Here is a 23020-nt window from a genome sequence, read left to right on the forward strand (position 1 = left end):
GAAAGGTTGGTTTTGAAAAGTTAGTGGAAGTCTAATGTTGTGATGTGATTAGAGACTCAACTAGTGCAACATTATCGCCAGTGGTAAGCCGATTAGAGGGGGGATAAAAAAGACAGCGCCATGATCTTAGTATCATGGCGCTGTCGTGGATATTGATTTATTTCAGATGGGAAATACTGTCAAAAGGCTATTGCACTGTTTCTGCCTGATTTTTTTCCGGAACTGGTTCATCGTACTTGTGGAATATTAAACGTACACCGCTGTTTTTTGTGAAAAATTTAATTGACCAGTTTACAAAAGTAATGAGTTTATTTCTGAATCCATAAATGGACATCAAGTGGACGAACATCCACGTCATCCAGCCAAAGAATCCATTAAAATGAATTTTTCCCATATCAACGACCGCTTTATTACGGCCTATAGTAGCCATCGAGCCTTTGTCGAAATAATTGAATTTCTCAGTTGGCTGGTTGGAAATTGTTTGAAGGATGTGTTTAGCAACATAGGCTCCCTGTTGTTGAGCTACCGGTGCAACACCTGGTAAGCCACGAGGAAGATCATCTGTAATAAACGCCGAAACATCACCAATGGCATAAACACCTGGCATATCGATAACGCGACATTGATCGTCCGTCTGTATACGGTTTCCGCGCTGGATAATTTCTTTTTTAAATCCATCAGGATATTGCCCAGCTACGCCGGCACCCCAAATCACGGTTTTTGTCTCAATGCTTCTGCCGTCGGCGAAAGTAATCGAATTACCATCATAACCTGTTACCTGAACATTCAATAACACTTCTACACCTAGATCTTTCAGGTATCTTTCCGAATCTTTCGAAGATTTTTCGGACAGATTGGCCAATACTTTTGGAAGTCCTTCGACCAAGTAAACCGACATCTCAGATTTTTTTAATTCTGGATAGTCTTTTTCAAGAACGTTGTTTTTGATTTCTGCGATTGCACCCGAAAGTTCTACACCTGTCGGACCACCTCCAACAATAACGAAGTTCAGATTGGCTTTACGATCAGCTGGATTTTCTATCCGTACCGCCTCTTCCAGGTTTTGTAAAACATAGCTACGAATATTTAGTGCTTCTTGTATGTTTTTCATTGGCAAAGCATATTTCGTGATTTGTTGATTGCCGAAGAAGTTCGTCGTGGCACCTGTAGCGACGATCAAATAATCATAGTCAAAATCACCAACGTCTGTCCTTACAATTTTGGCCACGTTATCTACACTCTTTACGTCAGCAAGTCTAAAGTGGAAGTTGTCTTGGCCTTTGAACATTTTGCGAACAGGGAAAGAGATAGAATCCGCCGAAAGAGTACCCGTGGCTACCTGATACATCAAAGGTTGAAAAGTATGAAAGTTATTTCTGTCCAGCAACAGAACTTCAACTTCCTTATTTTTAAGCTTTTTAGCAACTTCAATTCCTCCAAATCCAGCACCAATAATGATTACTCTTGGGAATTTTCTATTTGAACTATTGCTTGGCATATTTTTAATAGTTTGTTGTAAAAATTCGGTACAATCGAATTAAGCTGCAAATATCTTAAATTTTGGTTCAAAAAACTAAAAAATATTTATTTATTGCGCCGATATGTTGTGAATTTTATTGTGAAAAGGCTAAATCTTTCAATCATATGTTTTGTAGATGTTTGATTTTTAGTCTTTTATGTTGATCTGTTACTATCTTAAAAAAAAGAGGTTGGTCGTGATCTCATGGTGTATTTCATACACCATGAGATCACGACTGCAGTGCACCTTTTATCTTGATCTTCATACCATTGTTGCAATTCTGCAGATAAAGCTGACAGGCGAGCCGACTTTGATCATCGGCATCCGGGAGCGTATCTAACATATCGAGCTCCTGATCGCTCGCTGAAGCCAGCAAGTCTAGACCTTCAATAACCTCAACATGGCAGGTAGCGCACAGCGCCATACCACCACAGGTTGCCAATATTTCATATTCAGATGCCTTTAATATCTCCATCAGTGAAAGATTGATATCGGTTGGAACTTCGAGGATATTTTCGGTCCCATCCCGATCAATAACAGTAACGTTAATTAAATTATCGTCCATGGCTAGAAAGTATTTATACCGTTTACAGTGGTGTATTTGAATGTCAATTTTTGATCAGGGTAGACAAATTTAAAAGCGCTTTGACACATCAGGGCTGCTTCATGATATCCACAAAGAATGAGTTTCAGTTTGCCTGGATAGGTGTTGATGTCCCCAATAGCATAGATCCGCTCGATATTGGTCGAGTAATCGAAAGTATCGACAGCTATCGCATTTTTATCGATATTTAATCCCCAATCTGCGATCGGACCAAGCTTCGGCGTAAGGCCATATAAAGGAATAAAATAGTCTGCATCTGTCGCGATGACTTCTTTTTCTTTATTAGTTGTTTCAACATGAGACAAGTAACCATTGCCATGAATATTGGTCAGATTGTGGGACAATAATAAGTTAATCTTACCCTGTTGGGCCAATTTGAACACTTTCTCCGCCGAGTCCGGAGCGCCTCTGAAGGAGTCACTTCGGTGGATTAAAGTGACCTGTTGCGCAATATCTACGAGGTGAAAAGCCCAATCGAGCGCGGAGTCGCCACCACCGGCAATAACGATTTTTTTATCCCGATACTTGGCGGGATCTTTTACCATATAGTCTACCCCTTTTCCTTCAAAGAGATGAAGATTCGGAATCTCCGGTTTGCGCGGCTCAAAACAGCCCAAGCCTCCGGCGATAACAATAACCTGTGTGTGAACAATTGTATGTTCATTAGTTGTCACGATAAAAGAGCCATCGTCCTGCCTGGTTATTTGTTCTACACGCTCACCTAAGGTGAAAGTAGGGTCGAAAGGTTTAATTTGTTCAAGCTGCTTATCGATCAGCTCCTGTGCGGTTATACTTGGATAACCAGGTATATCATAGATAGGTTTGTGCGGGTAAATCTCCGAAAGCTGTCCGCCTACCTGAGGTAACACATCAATCAAATGGCAGCGCATTTTTAAAAGCCCAGCTTCGAAAACAGCGAATAGGCCAACAGGTCCTGCTCCAATGATACAGATATCCGTATTTATCATAGCTATTCTATATTTAAGTTGTTATATATAGTGTTCAAAATCCTTGTAAAAGCGTCAAAATCTTCCGCTGTCAAATTTTCCCAGGCCTTCATACGAATCTCCGCAACAATTGGTGAAAGCGATGCTACTTTTAATTTTCCTTCTTCCGTCAAGTGCAAATAAAGGCTCCGACGGTCTGTTTCGTCAATGACCCGTTCAGCCAGATTTTTTTTAAGAAGGATATCAACGATCCGTGTCAATGTGGGCTGGTCTTTTCCGCAGCGTTTCGCCAGTTCTTTTTGCGAAAGCTGATCCGTTTCATACAAAGCCTTTAAAATGGTCCACTGATCCACAGTGATATCAAATCCTTTTTCTGCAAAAGAGGATTGGGCAAATTGCTTTACCTTCTTGGCAGTTTGGTCGAGAATAAAAGAATAGCGGTCGAATTTTTCGTTTAGCATACAAATATTTAGTACAACAAATATATTTAAATATTTAGTGTGACAAGTAATTTGAATGCAATAAAAAATGCCCCCAGAAAGTACTCAACTTTTTGGGGGCATTTGAATTTTAAACTCCTGCTTTGCTGTAAAGAGCTTTATTAGGGTCTTACAACCTCAGCTTTTTTAGCTGTATTACCTTCTGCTAAATGCTTTCCTTTACGTAAGTCATATACCGAAGGTGCCGCTAAGATAATCGATGAATATGTACCTACGATAACACCGATTAAGATTGCGAATGAAAATCCACGGATAACTTCACCACCAAATATAAACAATACAGCAAGAACAAACACGATTGTCAATGATGTGATAATTGTTCTACTTAAAGTAGAGTTGATCGCATGGTTTACGACATCTCCAAGATCTTCATTATGTGCATTTGGTTTCGATACGAATTCACGTAAACGGTCAAATACAACCACTGTATCATTCACCGAATAGGCAATTACAGTTAATATCGCCGCCACAAAGTGTTGGTCAATATCTAATGAGAATGGTACGATACCATCCAAAATAGAGAATAATCCCAATAAAATAATCGCATCGTGTATTGTTGCAATAGCTGCCCCAACTGAATATTCCCATTTATGGAAACGGATCAAGATGTAAGCTGCAACAATGATGATAGAGAATATTGCCGAACTGGTCGCTCTGGACTTGATATCAGTAGCAATACTTGGTCCAACTTTTTGAGACGAAAGGATCTCATGTTTATTGGAAGCATCTACTTTCGATAGACCTTGGTTTAATTTGTCCAATACTTCTTTATCAGCAGTGTCCGAAGTTTCTTCGATATGATAAGTTGTTGTAATACGCAATTGATTGGATGCACCGAATACTTTTACTTCTGTAGTTTTCTTGAAGATATCATCCAAGTTTGTACGTACAGCTTCTAAGTCCACAGGTTTATCATAACGGACAGTATACGTACGACCACCTTGGAAATCCACACCTAAACTGAATCCTTTTGTGAAAATAGACGCTGCAGAAATTAACACGGCAACGATTGAAATCGCATAAAAGATTTTACGTTTCTGAACGAATTTAAAGTTTGCATTATGCAAGGTATTTGCAGACCAAGGGAAAGAGACTTTGATTTTGAAATCTTTCGCCAACATCCATTCAAAGATAACACGAGTAACAAGGATCGCAGTAAACAATGAAGTAATGATACCCACCATTAATGTTGTCGCGAAACCTAAGATCGGGCCACTACCAAATAAGAATAAGATAATACCGATCAAAAACGTTGTGATCTGCGAATCCAGGATGGAAGGTAAAGCGTGTTTGTAACCATCTGCAACTGCCTGACGGATCGATTTACCTAAGCCCAGTTCTTCACGGATACGCTCATAAATCAAGACGTTCGCATCGACCGCAGTACCCATTGTTAATACGATACCCGCGATACCCGGTAAAGTGAGTACAGCATTTAAGGATGCCAATACCCCCATAATGATAAATACGTTTAACAATACCGCAATGTTTGCCACGATACCTGCAGTATTGTAGTAAGCGATCATAAAGATCATTACTACGATAATACCGATAACAGCCGAGTTAACACCGGCGTCGATGGCTGCTTGACCCAAAGTAGGACCCACGATGGCTTCTTCAACGATTTTAGCAGTTGTTGGAAGACGACCGGCCTTCAATACGTTTGCCAAATCTTTCGTGTCTTCTACCGTAAAAGAACCTGAGATTGAAGAACTACCATTCGGAATTTCGCCATTTACAGAAGGAGCAGAATACACCACATTATCAAGGACGATCGCGATGGCGTCTCTGTTTTGAGCCGCTTTTGCGGTAATTTTCTTCCATTCACGTGCACCTTCGCTGTTCATTTGCATACCAACCACGGGTTGATTTTTCTCATCAAAGTTTGCTGTTGCATCCGTAATGACATCTCCTGTCAATACAGCACCATTATCTTGTCCAGCCCCTTTAATTGCATATAATGATAGTTGCTCAGGTGTCTTTTGTTCAGGTTTAACAGCCCATAAAAGTTTTAAGTTTCCCGGGAGAATTGATTTTACCTCCGGACGTTGCAAGTATGCATTTACTTTTGCTGTATCTTTTAATGAAGCAATACCCACCATTGAACCTGGCATAAGCGCCATCTGTTGGTTTTCACCCATATAAACCGCGGGGCGCAACACTTCAAACAGTGGATTTTTCTGACCTAGATTTACAGCAGCACTGTCTTTCTTAGCATCTTTTTTACCACCGGTTAGGTTGGATAACAAATCATCTGATTTTTTGCTTGTGTCTGCTGCGGCAGTAGCCGTTGTAGCAGGTGCTGCTTTTAACGTAGATGCTAAAGTTTTGTCGATATTTTCCAGTAATGGATAAACTTCTTGGTTGGTATAGGTCTCATAAAACTCCAGTTTGGCGGAGCCTTGGAGCAGGTTACGCACACGGCTTTCGTCTTTGACACCAGGTAACTCGATCAAAATACGGTTTGTACCTTGTTGAATTTGAATATTTGGCGATGCAACACCAAACTTATCGATACGTGTACGAAGTACTTTGTAGGAATTTTGGATGGCATTGTCTGCTTCTTTTTGAAGGAACGATTCAACTTTGGAGTCTGAATCACCAGGTTTAATTAGAGCAGCGTTATCTTTTGTTGAAAAGAATGTCGATAGTGGAGTTGTAGCACCGATGGATTTGTACTCTTCCATAAATAAAGCAACGACTGTTTTTGCACTCGTTTTGCTTTTTGCTACTGCTTGCTCCAGCGCTTTGTTGAATTTCTCATCTTTTGGGTTGTTTGCCAAATTGCGGATCAATTCGTCCAATGAGATTTCCATGGTTACGTTCATACCACCTTTCAAATCCAATCCCAAAGCGAGTTCATTTGCTTTGGCTTCCCGATAGGTGTATTTTGCAAACCCTAAATTGTACACTACTTCACCTGCCATTGAGTCTAGATAGCTCTTCTCTTTTGCCAAATCTCCCTTGGCAAAATTCTCAGCATCGCGCTCCACATTGCGGGTCACCCAAGTAAATGATAGGGAGTATAGACACGCTAATGACACCACTATCACTAAAAGTTTAATCAGCCCTTTACCTTGCATCGTCTGTTATTAATTGTATTAATTATAATGTTAAATACTGTTTATGTAATTGATAATTAGTTCTTGTTTAATCACATTTTACCAAGAATGGCAAAGGTATAAAATTTTTGTAGAATGAAAAGTTTTATTTATGCCAATTAGGTCAACGGCATAAAAATAGGAGAATTGAAGAAAAAAAGAAATACTTATGCATTTTATTTCATAAAAAAAGGTCCTCCTCATGATGAGAAGAACCTTTTTTTTAAGCTATTTGAACTGCTTCTATTATCTTAATGTATATTTGATACCAAATGAAAATGTTGAAGCGTCAAAATCAGAACCATGGTTTAAAGTCCAATTTGGTTTCCAGTCAGCGTGAAGACCGATAGGAGCCGATGGAATTTTAAATTCTAGACCCAATTGCGGTCTTAATCCCACATAAGTGATGTTATCGCCAGCGTCTACAAATGTTAATTGTGCACCGACACCTGCGTACCAGCCTAAACCTGGAGCGCCACGGAAAGGTCTTGCATGTTGCCAATCAGCACCAACTGCTACCACATGGTCATCAAACATTACCTGCGCTTGACCATTGTTTGCGCCACCCATTGATTGTTTGTATTGAACCCCCCATAGATCACCGATCGATCCGTCGAAAACCACACCGATAGCAGCGCGTTGAGGAGATTGAGCTTTTACTTCTTGTGTACCAAATGCTAATGCTGCGACAGCAGCCAATGAAAGTAGTGTCTTTTTCATAATTATCTTATCTTTATATTTTCATTAATTAAAATAACTTTTCGTGTTACCGAAAGCAAATAGCTTGCCAAAAAATAATCTCGTCTGAAATAAAGGAAATGGATTATTTTATTCATAATGGTTCTAATTTGTCTTTCGATTGTAATTTCTATATTTTATTTTTTAATATTACTTATTTTTCTTAAATTTGCCTGGCAAATAGAAAACCCAATACATATTTGCCATGCAATTAGATCCACAAAAATTCGTAGCAGAAGGTCTCACTTACGATGACGTCTTATTAATTCCAGCTTATTCTGAAATTTTACCCCGTGACGTTGATACGAGTACTTCGCTAACAAAAAAAATCAAATTAAATATCCCATTGGTTTCTGCAGCAATGGATACGGTAACTGGTGCTGATTTAGCCATAGCAATTGCACAAGCTGGCGGTATTGGTATGTTGCATAAGAACATGACGATTGCAGAACAGGCTGCTGAAGTACGCAAAGTTAAACGTTCGGAGAGCGGGATGATTCAGGATCCTGTTACTTTATTGGCTACAGCAACAGTAGGAGACGCCTTTAATATCATGAAGGAGCACAAGATCGGTGGCATTCCCGTTGTGAATGAAAAGGGTCAGCTAGTCGGTATTGTAACCAATCGCGACCTTCGTTTTCAAAAAGATATGCTTCGACCAATCAATGAATTGATGACGAAAGAAAATCTTGTCGTGGCACCCGAAGGGACAGATTTGGTGAAAGCTGAAGAAATTCTTCAAAACGAAAAGATCGAAAAACTTCCAGTGGTCAATAGTGAAGGGATTTTAAAAGGCTTGATTACATTTAAAGATATTCAAAAATATAAGCATTACCCTAATGCTGCTAAGGATAGCCATGGACGTTTATTGGTGGGCGCTGCAGTAGGCGTTACGCCAGATACGTTGGACCGCGTTGAAGCTTTGGTGAAGGCGGGAGTAGACGTGGTTACCATTGATACGGCACATGGGCATTCAAAAGGGGTGATCGATAAACTGAAATTAGTAAAAGCCCAATTTCCTGAACTTCAGGTAATCGTTGGAAATATTGCTACAGGTGCAGCCGCCACCGCTTTGGCCGAAGCAGGTGCAGATGCGGTAAAAGTTGGAATCGGACCCGGATCAATCTGTACAACACGTATTATCGCTGGTGTCGGTGTTCCTCAACTTTATGCGATATATGAAGTGGCGAAAGCACTAAAGGGAACTGGCGTACCATTAATTGCAGATGGTGGCATCAAGCAGACAGGAGATATTGCAAAAGCAATTGCCGCTGGAGCAAGCACGATTATGGCTGGTTCATTATTTGCAGGAGTGGAAGAAGCCCCAGGTGAAACCATTATCTACGAAGGACGTAAGTTTAAGTCTTACCGCGGTATGGGTTCAATTGAAGCGATGGAAAAAGGGTCTAAAGACCGTTACTTCCAAGACGTGGAAGATGATATTAAAAAACTGGTTCCTGAAGGTATTGTTGGTCGTGTTCCTTATAAAGGTACACTGGCTGAAGTCGTTTATCAATATGTCGGTGGACTGCGCGCTTCCATGGGTTACTGTGGTGCTGCCACCATTGAGAAGTTGCAGGAAGCTCAGTTTGTCCGTATTACAGGAGCAGGCTTGAGAGAGTCTCACCCACATAATATTTCCATTACGAAGGAAGCCCCAAATTATAATAGCAGAGGCTAAATACTGCTTATTTTACATAAAAGCCGATAATCTTTATTATCGGTTTTTTTTATGTAAAAATATTAATAGGATAGCCCGAGGGATCGACAGGAAATTTGTACTTTTATACCCTATTCTCAGGTTTTAAAATTTAAGGAGTTAATTTGGATTATTTAGCGGGTTTAAACCCTTCACAACGAGGAGCCGTAGAGCAAACAGAAGGTCCTGTGATGATTGTTGCAGGAGCTGGTTCAGGAAAAACACGGGTGATTACCTATCGTGTAGCACACCTGATTCGAAAAGGTGTTGATCCATTCAATATCTTGGTCTTGACATTTACCAACAAGGCAGCCAAAGAGATGCGGGCGCGTATTGTTTCTGTCGTTGGGAGCGAAGCGAAAAATATTTGGATGGGAACATTCCACTCCGTATTCGCAAAAATACTCCGGGTAGAAGCTGAATTGATCGGGTATCCCAGAAACTTTACCATCTACGATACGGACGATACCAAAAGTTTGTTGCGTGCCATTTTAAAGGAAATGAATCTCGATGATAAGCTGTATAATGTCAATCATGTATACGGGCGTATCTCGCAGGCAAAAAACAACCTGATATCGCCGCAGGAATATAATAAGAATGAAGCCATCTTGGCCGAAGATATTTCAAATGGTCGTGGGCAATTGGGACAAATTTATATGACCTATGCCCAACGTTGCTACCGTGCAGGGGCCATGGATTTTGACGATTTGCTGTTCAAGACAAATGTATTGTTAAATAAACATCCGGAGGTACTGCATAAATATCAGCACCAGTTTCGTTATCTGATGGTCGATGAGTATCAGGATACGAACTTTTCACAGTACCTTATTGTCAAGCGTCTGGCTGCAGTCAACGAAAATATCTGTGTCGTAGGAGATGATGCGCAGTCCATCTACGCGTTCCGTGGCGCAAATATTCAGAACATCCTGAATTTCCAAAAGGATTATCCAGATGTAAAGATCTTTAAACTAGAACAGAATTATCGATCCACTAAAATGATCGTAAATGCAGCTAATTCGGTGATCGCCAACAATCAGAATCAATTGGAGAAAAATGTTTTTTCAGATAATGAAGAGGGCGAAAAAATCAGGGTTTCACGTGCGTTCTCTGACAATGAGGAAGGCAAGATCGTGGCCGATCTGATCATTGAAGAGAAATCGATAAAGGGTCTTAATTATAAAGATTTTGCTATTCTTTACCGTACCAATGCCCAATCCAGGGCAATGGAGGAGGCTTTGCGCAAAATTAATATTCCCTATAAAATATATGGCGGTACTTCTTTCTATCAACGGAAAGAAATTAAAGATCTGATCGCGTATTTTAGACTCACTTTCAATCCAAATGATGAGGAAGCGTTAAAGCGCGTTATCAATTACCCGCGTAGAGGGATAGGGGATACAACAATCGAGAAGATTATGATCGCTGCGGATCAGAATCAATACCGTATTTGGGATGTTGTTGCCAATGCAGCTCAGTTTCTTGATGGACGTAGTGCAACCTCTGTTGGTGGTTTTGCACAGATGATACAGAGTTTTCAGGCCTTGGCCAAAAACAATAACGCCTTTGATACGGCCATGCACATTGCTCAGCACTGTGGTATTCTAAAAGAATTGTATGAAGATAAGTCCGTAGAAGGATTGGCACGCTACGAAAATATCCAGGAACTCCTCAATGGTATTAAGGAATTTTCGGAGCGAGAGGATATTGAAGAGCGCGGACTGGACGTTTACATGCAGGATATCGCTTTGTTGACAAACGACGATAATGATAAAGATCCAAATGCGGATACCGTATCATTGATGACCATCCACTCTTCCAAAGGATTGGAATTTCCGATCGTTTTCATTGTAGGCTTAGAAGAAAACTTGTTTCCTTCCCAGTTGTCGTTGAATTCCAGGTCCGAATTGGAAGAGGAACGAAGACTTTTTTATGTCGCTGTTACGAGAGCTGAAAAAAAATTACTACTTTCGTATGCTACTTCGCGATATCGTTGGGGAACGCTAAATAACTGCGAACCCAGTCGCTTCTTGGATGAATTGAATCCGGCATGTCTTGCATTGGATTTTAAACCACGACAAACTTCTGCCTCAGCCGGAAGTTTTCAAGGCGAACGAATTGCTTGGCAGCAAAAGGACAGTGATGATACGTTTTCTAAACCTAAGCCTAAGCCCATGGTTAAAACGACATCTATACTGCCGAAAGCCCACAAACCTACTGCGGGTTTTGCTCCTTCAGATACATCAAATCTTCAAGTCGGCATGGAAGTTGAACATGAACGCTTTGGATTTGGCAAAGTTGTGAATCTCGAAGGAAACAAAGGAGATATAAAAGCAACTATTTTCTTTAAAGAGTTGGGACAGAAACAATTGTTGCTTAAATTTGCAAAACTTAGAATAATTCAATAATAAAATACCAAAACGGCATCTTGATCGTTTTATTAGGTACTTATATTAGCTATATGAACTTTGACTACAACAGCACTAGACCAAAATTGATCCTTGCAGAATATGGTCGCAATGTGCAAAATATGGTAGACTACATCTGTACTTTACCCACAAAGGAAGAAAGAAATAAACATGCACAGATTGTAATCGACATGATGGGGGTATTGAACCCGCATTTGAGAGACGTGTCTGATTTTAAACATAAACTGTGGGATCACCTGCAGATTATCTCTGATTTTAAATTGGATATCGACTCGCCTTATCCAATTGCCACAGCGAAAAGTGTGAAACACGAAGTTGAGCATTTAGGCTATCCGCAGCATTCCATTAGATTCAAGCACTATGGTTTTACCGTAGAGAAAATGATTGAAAAGGCGTTATTGGCCAATGACGAAGCCAAAAGAGAGCAGATGGTCATCGGTATCGCTAATTTTATGAAAATGGCTTACCTGACCTGGAATAAGGATTCTGTTTCAGACGAGTTGATCATCCAGGATCTAAAAGAATTATCAGGTTATCAATTGAGCTTACCTGAAGGTACCGTATTGACTAAACTTGACTTTAAAACTCCGCCTCCGGGAAATCGCGTTAAAGGTCCAGCAAATAGTAATTCTGGCGGAAATAATAACAATAGCAATAACAATAATTCCGGTCACCAGTCGAAAGGTGGAGGCAAGCCTCGTATGACAAGTAACAATAATACGAAGCGCAATAACTACGGAAGCAATAACAACAGCTATAGTAGAGACAACAATAATAACAGCTACGGCAGGGACAACAACAACAATAACAGAAACAGAAAGCCGCAGGGTAACTATAATAACAAACGGGGCTAGTTCTTAAAAATTTGTTTAAAGAAGCAGGCAATTGCGAAGTGATTAACAGATTTCTTTACAATTGCCTTCTTTTTTTTAGAACTGTACTACTTTAATCGGTAGCATGGTTCTTTGAGCCTTCCATCTTTGTGTAGTAGACGGAAGGCTAAATATCCCGAGGCAAATACAAGAACAGGGGTATGACACTAAGAGATATCACGTATATATAAATGAACGCATTTGAAATAATCGGTGGAAAACCGTTAAAGGGAGAGATTATTCCTCAAGGAGCAAAAAATGAGGCCTTACAGATTCTTTCTGCAGTTTTGCTGACAGAAGAACCCATGACCATCAGTAATATCCCAGATATTAAAGATGTCAATAAGTTGATCGATCTGTTAGGAGCGCTAGGTGTTAAAATCAATCGCATTGATAAGGATACCTATGTTTTTTGAAGCTAAAGATATAAATATAGACTATTTTCAATCACCCGAATTTAAAGAAAAGGGAGGGGGGTTACGGGGCTCAATTATGATTGTTGGCCCTTTGTTGGCTCGATTCGGCAAGGCAGCTATCCCAAAACCGGGGGGCGATAAAATTGGCCGTAGACGATTGGATACACATTTTTTGGGCTTCGAAAAACTGGGGGCCAAATTTATTTACGATCCTACCAATCATTTTTTTAATGTTGATGCAACAGCGCTAAAAGGAAGCTATATCCTATTGGACGAGGCTTCAGTGACCGGTACTGCCAATATTGTAATGGCTGCTGTATTGGCGAAAGGCACGACAACCATATACAATGCAGCCTGTGAGCCTTATTTACAGCAATTATGTAAGATGCTAAACCGCATGGGAGCAAAAATATCCGGTATTGGATCTAATTTGTTGACCATTGAAGGTGTAGAACGTCTCGGCGGTACTTCACACCGTATGCTGCCCGATATGATCGAAATTGGTTCTTTCATCGGATTGGCAGCAATGACAGGTTCTGAAATCACCATTAAAGACGTCTGTTTTGAAGAACTTGGCGTTATCCCATCTGTATTTTCGCGCTTGGGTATCAAGTTTGAACTGCGTGGTGACGATATTTTTATTCCTTCACAAGACTCTTATGAAATTGATACTTTTATAGATGGATCTATTCTGACCATTTCGGATGCACCTTGGCCAGGCTTTACGCCAGATTTATTGAGTATAGTGCTCGTGGTGGCAACGCAGGCTAAAGGTAATGTATTGATTCACCAAAAAATGTTCGAGAGCCGTTTGTTCTTCGTCGACAAATTGATTGATATGGGGGCTCAGATTATCTTGTGCGATCCGCACCGCGCTACTGTTATTGGATTGAACAAATCACACCACCTGAGAGGTATTGAAATGACTTCCCCTGATATCCGTGCCGGAGTATCCTTACTTATTGCAGCCTTATCGGCAAAAGGAAAGTCGGTGATACATAACATCGAACAAATTGAACGTGGCTATCAAGATATCGAAGAGCGCTTACGGAAATTAGGTGCAGATATTAAACGTATCGATGCCGAACCAAAGGGACATTAAATAATCTTATCAGCCCGAATGACAAATCGAAGAAAAAGAGCTCCAGATATTAATTCTGGAGCTTTTTTGTGATATATGCCCCAAATAAGGTAAATTTGTACAAAATACATTTAAACAAAAATAGATATGAAAAAATATCTAATAAAGTCTGGCCTATTTCTCCCTTTATTTGGCCTATCACTACTTTTTTATAATTGTCAATCTTCTACCCCCAAAGAAGTTAAATTTCACGAAGAATCAAATACAACAACTGACATCCGTTCTTCAAAACGTATCAATGCTGCGGTCATCGAACAAAAAGTTACCTTTCCGAATATGCCTTTTGCTGAACTCCTCAGGTTGATGAATCTGAATAAAGAGAGCTCACCTGCCGTTCTGTGGAAAACGATATCCACACTGCCCGAATCTCAAAGAAAGGAGGCCGATAGCTTTGATATAGGAAATCCCCTCCAACGCATGGAACTTATGCTTGTTCCCTTACGCAAGATGGAAATTAGATTTGATCAACAACAAGCAAAATCCATTGCTGAAGGTTTAACCTATCAGTTGCAAAATTATGTGAATTACAGTAAAGGTACAGGAGAAGGCTTTTTAGCAAATCGAGAAAATGAGGATATTAATATTTCCCTTAACTTTCCAGAGGGAATTTCCCATGAATTCGCCAAAGTGCAAATACGAATAAATCCCAAAGACTATATGATCGACAAAACGGGGAAGACAAAAGTAATTGCCGGCATTACCTGCCAACAGGCCATTTACAATAAAATTGATCCAAAGGATAAAGCACTTCCTAAATTTGTCATTTGGAAAAGTCCACGGATTCCAAAAGGAATTAATAGGCTGCATCCCTATGTGTTTGATGAAAACGAAGGCATTCTCGAAATTGATGCCTATCTTAAGGATGACGAAAATTCACTACTGCGTTTTACAACCACAGCTGTCATTGAAAAGCAATTTGGACCCAAAGAATTTGAAGTGACAAAAACGCGTACCAGGGTTGATGGTTCCGGTGATCAAAATAGCCTCGAACAAAGGGTGCTTGATGTCGTGTTTCATTAGTATGACTAGTCCTGAAAAATCGATACAGGTTTTCAGTGATTAAAAATAAATAATTTAAACAGTAGTAGCCGATAGGTTGCTACTGTTTTTTGTTTTATAAGTTCTGAAGTTCATGTTTGATTTCATGTGCATCTGATTTGGAGTTAGCATATGATTAGACCAATGTGGTCTGTCATTATTATAGATATCGATTGCTTCAGCTACGATCTGCTTCATCAAATGTAGATCTAAATGATAGGTATCAATCATGAACTCTTGTTTGAGTATACCATTGATTCGTTCAGCGATGGCATTTTCATAAGGATCAGAGTTTTCTGTCATACTGCACCTGAGCTGATACTTGTTTAGGTAATATTGGTATTCTTCTGCACAATATTGTACTCCTCTATCGGAATGATGGATTAACGGCTCGTTTGTTTTTCTTTGTTTTTGTGCCATTTTTAGTGCTTTTACAACATGCGGTGTGCACATGGTCCGCGAGACCTCAAAGCCAACAATTTTTTTCGAATAGGCATCTGTAACCAAACTCAGGTAACAGGGGCTTTCTCGCTTCCCTATGTAAGTGATATCACTTACCCAAACCTGATTGGGACGGCAAACAGTCACTTCTTTAATAATATTCGGATATTTTCTAAATCTATGATGTGACATAGTGGTCGTATGATAGCTTCTTTTAGGTGTAATTAACAAATGGTTGGCGCGTAAAATATCAAAGAATTTGTCTCTGCCCACTTTTAATGCCTGTAGCTCCCTTGCCAATATATGGTAAAGTTTCCGTGTGCCTATTCTTGGCTGGGTAGTGCGTATTTCATGAACTAAGTCCACAATTTTCCCGGGCTATACCCTGGCTCCTCACTATACGTTTGATCCTTCGATAATACACCTGCCTGTCTAACCCGAACAATCCACAAGTAAAACTTAGGCTTTCTTGTTTTTCTTGCCGGAAACGATTGATTGCGCGGGTTTCAAGTTTTTTCTTACGTCGATTTTATATTCTTTTTCTGCAATATCGATCATCATGTCAAAGATGATCGCTTTGGAATCAGCGATGTGATTCTGATGCTCAAGTTTAGCCTTTTGCTTCTCCAGCAGTCTGACTTTGGCTTCCAGTTCTAAAATGCGCTGTTCTGGTGACTTTGCCATATTGGATGGTATTTGGTTCTCCCAATCAAAGTTACCATATTTTTTTAACCAATTGCGAATAGTGCTATCTCCCTGGATGCCATACTGTTTTTGTGCTTGGGAGAGTGTCAATTTCCCCGATTCAATCTCTTTAACGACATTCAGCTTCAATGTTAAAGTGTAATCACGCTGAGTCCGCTTTACATAATTTGTTCCTTCTTCCATAACGATTCTTTTTGTGTATCGATATTTCAGGACGAGACAGTACGTCAAATAAAAAACGGAGTTGATCAATAATCAACTCCGTTTTTTATTTTGACGTAGGTAAAATCTACATTAAAGGAGCAGGAGCTTCTTCTTCAAATAAAGGAAATTCTTTGATAATATTATACCAAGTAATCACCTTTTTAATATCCGATGAATAGACACGAGATTCATCATGGCCGGGAGCTACTTCACGGAAGAAATTTCTCAACGTTTCGCCATCTGATTTCGTATCCGGTAAAGCAATTCCTTTCTCTTTGATCGTTTCAAAAATATTCAATAACCGAATTTCTTCTTCTTCACCATAAATTGTGATGTCTTCCAAAGTAGCCATTTTTGTCGAAGATAAACTGACTACGGTTTTAATTTTTGCCTGATCAAGGGTTTCTAAAATAAAACCTCCTTTATTTTGTCCAACCAATTTGAACAATCCTGGTTTACCAGTTACGGATACTAATGCTCTTAAATTCATTTTAACTATATTTAAATCTCCAAGAATTAATCTTCAATAACTTCAATTGATAAGATGCGGTCACCCTGTCTGATATCGTCAACGATATCCACATTCTCAGTTACCTTTCCAAAACAGGTATGGTTACGATCCAGGTGAGCAGTGTTATTGCGGCTATGGCAGATGAAAAACTGAGAACCTCCTGTGTTACGGCCAGCGTGTGCCATGGACAATACACCTCTATCGTGATATTGGTTTTCGCCAGTAAGTTCACAGTCAATTTTATAACCAGGACCACCTGTTCCCGGTATGCCTGCGGCACCTTCTCGTGAATTTGGACAACCACCCTGGACCACAAAATCAGGAATCACTCGGTGAAATGCTAATCCATCATAATATCCTGATTTAGCAAGTTTGATAAAGTTAGCTACTGTATTTGGAGCATCAGCTGTGTAGAACTCCACAGTCATGTCGCCTTTTTCTGTTTTAATGATCGCTTTACTCATATTCAAAAAATTTTTATGAAGTACAAAGATAACGTTTCAGAGTGAAATGTGAAGTAAATCCCCATTGCCATTTTTTTTTAATTGATAGATTGTTTATTTCTCAGGATATTAAGTAGCTTTTTTTGTATATTTATGTACGCTAGCCTTTTATAACTTAACTGCAAATGTCAAACTCGTACAAACTAGTCATTCGGGATTGGGCTGAGGCCGATCGCCCGAGGGAGAAACTTTTGAAGCAAGGTCGTAGGGCACTTACAGATGCCGAATTATTAGCGATCTTGATTGGCTCTGGATCCAAAAATGAAAGTGCCGTAGAATTGTGTCGGCGTATATTAGCTGATGCCAATAACAGCCTGCAGACACTTTCCACAATGGATGTCGCAGAACTGAGCAGGTATAGAGGCATAGGAGAAGCAAAAGCCATTTCCATTCTTGCCGCCTTGGAGCTCGCTCGTCGCAAAAACGAACTGCCCGCCGAAGAGCGTAAACAGGTGACCAGCAGTCGCTATGTATATACCCTTATGAAACCGATATTACAGGACCTTCCGCATGAGGAATTTTGGACAATGTATTTGAATACTGCATACAAAATATTGGACAAGCAGCTCATTGGCCGTGGCGGTAATGATTTTACGCCAGTTGATGTCCGGATAATCTTACGAACGGCAATCAGCCTCAAAGCACACGCCATTATACTTATTCACAACCATCCTTCAGGTACTCTGTATCCGAGCAATGCTGACAAAATCCTGACGCAAAAAATTGTCGAAGCCTCTAAAATTATGGATATTAGAGTTGCCGATCATTTAATCTTTACCGATAACGGCTATTACAGTTTTAAAGATGAGGGTATCATCGACTAGTTATAGTATGCTTAGTATGGACAAAAATAGTATTGATAGATTCACAGACAGGGTTGTCGATTATGAAAAATTTAGACCCAATTACCCCAAGGAGATTATTCAGGTGCTAAAAGAACAGATCGGGTTACATAAGCAATGGTTGGTCGCCGATATTGGCAGCGGCACCGGTCTCTCTACTCAACTCTTTCTCGAAAATGGAAATAACGTTTTTGCCGTAGAACCCAATCGTGAAATGCGTGAATCTTTATTGCATCATTTTAAAACCTATAGGAATCTAATTGCAGTGAATGCCACTGCCGAAGACACAACCATTGAGTCCGGATGTGTTGATCTTATTTTTGCCGGACAATCGTTCCATTGGTTCGACCGGCAGGCATGTCGAAAAGAGTTTGACCGTATTCTTTCTGAAAATGGACATATGGTAATCGTCTGGAACCAGCGCGATCCCTCGGATGCCTTTCAGCAAGAGTATGAACACTTTTTACGCAGTCATATCCCCAGTTATCAACCGGTCAGCCACAAAAATATTAGTGATGACGATCTTAAACACTTTTTTGGAACCCGGGCAATGAAAAAGATAACTTTGCCAAATCAACAGATCTTAGACCTCCGATCTTTTTTGGGAAGAGTGCGTTCATCGTCCTATTTCCCAAAAGAACAAGACAAAAATAAAACGTTGTATGATGATCTCCGTATTCTCTTTGATAAGTATGCAATATCCGATCGTATCGTATTTAGGTATATAACTGAAATATATATCAGTTAACTCAGACACCAGAATCTGTAAGGCCTTTTTAATTACATAGGAACTGAAAAGTGAAATTATCTTTAGTTAAAGATGTGTTAAACATGAGGCGCTAATGAGGGGATGGCATTTTATTTGGACGTAATTCAACGAAACAAAAAAGAGATATGTTAGGAGTTGAATTAAAAATCTTTAGACGTTGCTTGCTTTTGGTGCTGATCGTAGTAGGCGGGATCCATAGTGTAATAGCGCAACAGATGCATGCTTTTTATAACTCAGTACCTGAATTTCATGGCGTATATCGTTGGTTAGATCCATCCTTCCCTTTAAACCCACTGGTCGATAGGGGGAATCTTAATATAATTCACGAGGATTATACTGAAAATCAAAATAAAACGATAAGTGCAACCGACAAAAAGCATTTTAAAGGGAGGGTGAGTGACCAGGTATATGAAGGTTCGGAAGTGATCAGTAGCCCCGCAAAATCAGCTGGAAATATCACCTATAGTTCCTCCAGCTCAACCACTCGGTATCGCGTCGCTATCGATCGACGCATAGACGAGCAATACCGCGGCAAACCTGTATTTGTAGATGCCAAAGGAGTAAAATATATAATCGATTCGAAGTACAGAAAACAGATCGTAGAATGATGGCTAAGGGACGGTAATAGCTAGTTCGTCGCTGTGCGATATACGATAAAGAAGGCGGATAAATTAACAAAAGGCGGATAAATTAACAAAGCGTTTAAGATAACACATGAAAGCCAAAGTTATCCCAGCAACTCCATTAAATAGCTTTTATCCAGATAAAAGGTATCCAAGCTGCCGCCTTCATCCAGAATGCTTTTGCTGATTTCCTTTTTATGCTGCTGTAAGGTCTGAATTTTATCTTCAACGGTATTCGGGCTGATTAACCGAACTGCAGTTACCGTTTTTTGCTGGCCCATGCGATAAATCCTGTCAATGGCCTGTTGTTCGACTGCAGGATTCCACCAAGGGTCCACCAGATACACCACATCGGCAGCGACAAGATTGAGTCCAGTGCCCCCTGCTTTCAGGCTCACCAGAAAAACAGGTATATCCTTATCGTTTTGGAAATCGCTAACCAGCTGACCTCGATTTTTGGATTTCCCCGTGAGCATCAATGAACGAATACCCTGTTTATCCAAAGCCTCTTTAATCAGATTGAGCATCGTTACGAATTGTGAAAATACGATTATTTTATGCCGCTCTTTTTTATGCACAATCTGCTCCATAAGCATTTCAATTTTGGCAGAGTCCTCCGTGGACGTCAGCTCTTCATTTTGTAGCAGTTTGCTTGAGTTACATATCTGACGCAATTTGGTTAAGCCTTTTAATACATGCATAGGGCTTTTTCTAATTTCATCCCCATCTTTGGCCGAGATAAATTCGCGGAACTCCTTTTCATAAAGATCATAAATTCGCCGTTGAGCACTTTTCATTTCGCAGTAAAGAACCAGTTCATTCTTCGCTGGAAGATCACGTAATACATCCTGCTTTGTTCGACGCAGAATAAAAGGCTTTACTTTTTCTTTGAGCATTTCTTTTCTCTTGCGGTCGTGGAAGGCGTCTATAGGGGTGGTGTACACATCTTTGAAGTACTTTTTACTTCCTAGTAAACCGGGCACAATAAAGGAAATCTGCGCATAGAGATCCATTGTGTTATTTTCGATAGGGGTTCCTGTCAAAATAATACGATTTCTTGATTGTAGTAAGTTTACTGTTTTATAACGCTGAGAATCTGGATTTTTTATTTGCTGCGATTCATCCAATATCACATAATTGAACTTTATTTTTTTCAGCATATTGATCGCTGTCAACAGGTTGTGATAAGAAATTAAAATCAGGTCATAGGATTCAGGCTGCCGCGCTTTTTGTAGGCTATTTGGACCATCTACAACGAGCGTTTCAAAAGACGGAAGAAATTGCTGAATTTCGTGCTGCCAGTTGAAGATTAAGGTCGTGGGAAGTACCAGTAAAGTTGCTGCAGTTTCTCCCTGTCCTTTTTGAGTAGCCAAGAAAGCTAAAATTTGGATGGTTTTGCCGAGCCCCATATCGTCGGCAAGACAACCTCCAAAGTTAAGCCCATCCAAAAAATGTAACCATTGTACCCCATCTTGCTGATAGGGGCGTAGATTTCCAACAAAGGATGAAGGAATCTGAAGTTTGGAGAACGAAGAAAAATTAGTGAGTCGACTTCTCAGCATTCTAAGCTCTGCCACTACGGTAGGATCTATCTCAGACTGCTCAAAAAGATGGTCAATCTCATTAAATTTATATTTTGGAATTTCAATGAAATCATCCGTGATCGTTTCGGCAGCATTAAAATAAGCTTCAAATTTATCGAGCCACTCCTGCGGTAAAATTCCCTGGGTGCCATCATCCAAAATGATGAACTGCGAACGGTTCCGTACAGCCTTTTCAAGTTTTTTAAGGGAAACACTTTTAGGCCCGAATTTAACTTGTATATGAGCATTGAACCAATTTTGACCACTCAGTACCTCGATATGTATTTTGCCTTTGAAACGACTTAATTGATTGCCCCTAAGGGTATTAAATCCAATGATCTGTATGCCATGATGCTGCCACGCATCAAAAGCATCTAAAAACCAGTCTTTATCTAGAAAATAACGGCGATGGAGATAAAAATGCTGGAAGCTTCCATCGTCCATCTGTTCCTCGAAATACGGATGTTGCTTCAGTAAAAGTGAAATTATATTAGTTTCTGCTTCATGCTTCCGATCGACCAAAAACTGGTTGCCCTTACTATCCGTTCCAAATATGTTTCGTTTGCTTAAAATAGGAATTTCGACCTCTCCATAACGCATGACAGGAATAAGGTTGACAAAATCTTCCGATTCCTCCAGAAACAAAAGTGGCTGCATGTCCTCATAATAAAGATTTTCCTTCAACTGCGGCTTGTTCGCTTTAGGAATATCCCGGAAATGCAAATCCACCGAGTGTGCGAGCGGTTCCAAAAATAAGCTGTTGAATTCTTTGAATTTCCGCTGATGAATCAACAACTGCTCACCCTTGTTGGTGAACAAACGTATCAACTTCAGGTGAAGCTTATTTTCGATAAGACAAAGCTGATTTCGGATGAAGATAAAATGATCCATAACAACCATCAAATCCTGTAATTTGTAGGTGATGGTATGCACAGTGATTTCTCCTTTAATAGTATAAAATGAGCCTTTTTTTGTAATAAAGAGCTTAATATCACCTTTCTTCAGACTAAGCTGAACTGCTGATAGGGAGGAGGCTGTTATATTTTCATATTGTTCATAATCATGTAGGTAAAAATCCATCCGTAGCGGGTTTTTTGCAATTGCCTTCAGGCTGGAAATAATTTCCAGATCTTGTTGCACTACCTGGGAAAGCTGAAGCACAGCCGTGTAAAATTGCATTTCTTCTATTGAGCGGCTCCGCCAGAGAAATGTTTGGATATCACCATTAGAAATCGGGTTTTTGAGCATACCGGATTTTGTTAATGAAGCCCGGCAGAGGAGAACCTGCAGATTTTTGTAATACTTATTGCGTGTTAATACAACAAAATGATGCTGCTGTTCGATCGGAGTTTTGCTTTTGGAGGCAATAGATTCCTCCATCAGGTCAAAGTCATCGATGGAAGTTAACTGTTTGTCTTTCAAAACAAAATCCAGTTTGCCCGCTTTGATATGCGCAGAAAAATAATTTTCAAGAGCCGGTTCATCTTCCAGTCCATATTGCGCCGCAATTTTTTTCAGTAGATCGTTGTACCGATTGGCGTCAAAGAATGCCAGCCAATTTTCCTGCGTGAATAATTTACTTAAAGCCGCCTTTTGATGACGACAAAATCCTGTATGAAGACAATTGCAGCATACGGATGTTGCCGGAGCGGTATGGTTAATCATCACCTCAAAGTCGTTATAATTTTCCTGTACACGAAACGTTGCCTGATTGATCTCCATCTCCAGTGCATTCACGTGGAAATGAGAGAGTGTCAAGTCCATCCAAGGGAAATAAGAATGCCGGCTTACTTTGTTGAAATCAATATCGGTCAATACATGCTGATGATACTCCATAC

The 23020-nt window shown here is 40.0% G+C and carries 18 protein-coding genes and 1 pseudogene; 8 read left to right on the forward strand and 11 right to left on the reverse strand.

The window, feature by feature from the left end; genetic code table 11:
- Positions 1 to 187: 187 nt before the first annotated feature.
- The 6 genes from QE382_RS06795 to QE382_RS06820 form a co-directional block, all read right to left on the reverse strand.
- Positions 188 to 1498, reverse strand: a complete 1311-nt coding sequence (locus tag QE382_RS06795) for an NAD(P)/FAD-dependent oxidoreductase (RefSeq protein ID WP_307185227.1) — start codon at positions 1496 to 1498, stop codon at positions 188 to 190.
- Positions 1499 to 1748: 250 nt separating this feature from the next.
- Complete coding sequence (locus QE382_RS06800; protein ID WP_307185228.1) at positions 1749 to 2084, reverse strand: 2Fe-2S iron-sulfur cluster-binding protein; 336 nt, start codon at positions 2082 to 2084, stop codon at positions 1749 to 1751.
- Positions 2085 to 2086: 2 nt separating this feature from the next.
- Positions 2087 to 3091 (reverse strand): NAD(P)/FAD-dependent oxidoreductase, encoded by a 1005-nt coding sequence (locus tag QE382_RS06805; protein WP_307185229.1) that lies wholly within the window; start codon positions 3089 to 3091, stop codon positions 2087 to 2089.
- Positions 3092 to 3093: 2 nt separating this feature from the next.
- Positions 3094 to 3531, reverse strand: a complete 438-nt coding sequence (locus QE382_RS06810) for a MarR family winged helix-turn-helix transcriptional regulator (protein ID WP_294186187.1) — start codon at positions 3529 to 3531, stop codon at positions 3094 to 3096.
- 140 nt (positions 3532 to 3671) lie between these two features.
- On the reverse strand, positions 3672 to 6653 hold the full coding sequence (gene secDF / locus QE382_RS06815; RefSeq protein ID WP_307185230.1) for a protein translocase subunit SecDF: 2982 nt from the start codon (positions 6651 to 6653) through the stop codon (positions 3672 to 3674).
- A gap of 264 nt (positions 6654 to 6917) precedes the next feature.
- Positions 6918 to 7391, reverse strand: coding sequence for a hypothetical protein (locus tag QE382_RS06820; RefSeq protein ID WP_293886918.1), 474 nt, complete (start codon positions 7389 to 7391; stop codon positions 6918 to 6920).
- 223 nt (positions 7392 to 7614) lie between these two features.
- Between QE382_RS06820 and guaB the strand changes: the two genes are divergently transcribed.
- From guaB to QE382_RS06845, 5 genes and pseudogenes are all read left to right on the forward strand, one after another.
- Entirely contained in the window at positions 7615 to 9090 is a 1476-nt protein-coding gene (gene guaB, locus QE382_RS06825; RefSeq protein ID WP_307185231.1) for an IMP dehydrogenase, read from the forward strand.
- Positions 9091 to 9233: 143 nt separating this feature from the next.
- Positions 9234 to 11513 (forward strand): ATP-dependent helicase, encoded by a 2280-nt coding sequence (locus QE382_RS06830; protein WP_307185232.1) that lies wholly within the window; start codon positions 9234 to 9236, stop codon positions 11511 to 11513.
- A 53-nt stretch (positions 11514 to 11566) separates the two neighbouring features.
- Positions 11567 to 12388, forward strand: a complete 822-nt coding sequence (locus QE382_RS06835; RefSeq protein ID WP_307185233.1) for a DUF4290 domain-containing protein — start codon at positions 11567 to 11569, stop codon at positions 12386 to 12388.
- A 209-nt stretch (positions 12389 to 12597) separates the two neighbouring features.
- Positions 12598 to 13924, forward strand: a pseudogene (murA, locus tag QE382_RS06840) (UDP-N-acetylglucosamine 1-carboxyvinyltransferase).
- A 126-nt stretch (positions 13925 to 14050) separates the two neighbouring features.
- A complete protein-coding gene (locus QE382_RS06845; RefSeq protein WP_307185234.1) occupies positions 14051 to 14983 on the forward strand; it encodes a hypothetical protein in 933 nt (310 codons plus the stop codon).
- A 54-nt stretch (positions 14984 to 15037) separates the two neighbouring features.
- Here QE382_RS06845 and QE382_RS06850 read toward each other — a convergent pair whose 3' ends face one another.
- From QE382_RS06850 to QE382_RS06865, 4 genes are all read right to left on the reverse strand, one after another.
- The gene (locus tag QE382_RS06850) at positions 15038 to 15808 is read right to left on the reverse strand and encodes an IS3 family transposase (RefSeq protein WP_307185235.1); all 771 of its coding nucleotides are present in this window, start codon (positions 15806 to 15808) and stop codon (positions 15038 to 15040) included.
- A gap of 93 nt (positions 15809 to 15901) precedes the next feature.
- Positions 15902 to 16330 (reverse strand): helix-turn-helix domain-containing protein, encoded by a 429-nt coding sequence (locus QE382_RS06855; protein WP_307185236.1) that lies wholly within the window; start codon positions 16328 to 16330, stop codon positions 15902 to 15904.
- A 106-nt stretch (positions 16331 to 16436) separates the two neighbouring features.
- Positions 16437 to 16841 carry a DUF5606 family protein gene (locus QE382_RS06860; RefSeq protein WP_209578782.1) on the reverse strand — a complete coding sequence of 135 codons (405 nt, stop codon included), beginning with the start codon at positions 16839 to 16841 and terminating at the stop codon, positions 16437 to 16439.
- Positions 16842 to 16867: 26 nt separating this feature from the next.
- Entirely contained in the window at positions 16868 to 17326 is a 459-nt protein-coding gene (locus QE382_RS06865) for a peptidylprolyl isomerase (protein ID WP_307185237.1), read from the reverse strand.
- A gap of 164 nt (positions 17327 to 17490) precedes the next feature.
- Between QE382_RS06865 and radC the strand changes: the two genes are divergently transcribed.
- From radC to QE382_RS06880, 3 genes are all read left to right on the forward strand, one after another.
- Positions 17491 to 18189 carry a RadC family protein gene (radC, locus tag QE382_RS06870; RefSeq protein ID WP_293885676.1) on the forward strand — a complete coding sequence of 233 codons (699 nt, stop codon included), beginning with the start codon at positions 17491 to 17493 and terminating at the stop codon, positions 18187 to 18189.
- A 16-nt stretch (positions 18190 to 18205) separates the two neighbouring features.
- Positions 18206 to 18955: a class I SAM-dependent methyltransferase gene (locus QE382_RS06875; RefSeq protein ID WP_307185238.1), complete on the forward strand. Its 750-nt coding sequence runs from the start codon at positions 18206 to 18208 to the stop codon at positions 18953 to 18955.
- Positions 18956 to 19101: 146 nt separating this feature from the next.
- Positions 19102 to 19584: a hypothetical protein gene (locus tag QE382_RS06880; RefSeq protein ID WP_307185239.1), complete on the forward strand. Its 483-nt coding sequence runs from the start codon at positions 19102 to 19104 to the stop codon at positions 19582 to 19584.
- A 119-nt stretch (positions 19585 to 19703) separates the two neighbouring features.
- Here QE382_RS06880 and QE382_RS06885 read toward each other — a convergent pair whose 3' ends face one another.
- Positions 19704 to 23018 (reverse strand): DEAD/DEAH box helicase, encoded by a 3315-nt coding sequence (locus QE382_RS06885; RefSeq protein ID WP_307185240.1) that lies wholly within the window; start codon positions 23016 to 23018, stop codon positions 19704 to 19706.
- Positions 23019 to 23020: the final 2 nt, after the last annotated feature.

The sequence above is a fragment of the Sphingobacterium zeae genome, assembly GCF_030818895.1.
Taxonomy (GTDB): Bacteria; Bacteroidota; Bacteroidia; order Sphingobacteriales; family Sphingobacteriaceae; genus Sphingobacterium; species Sphingobacterium zeae.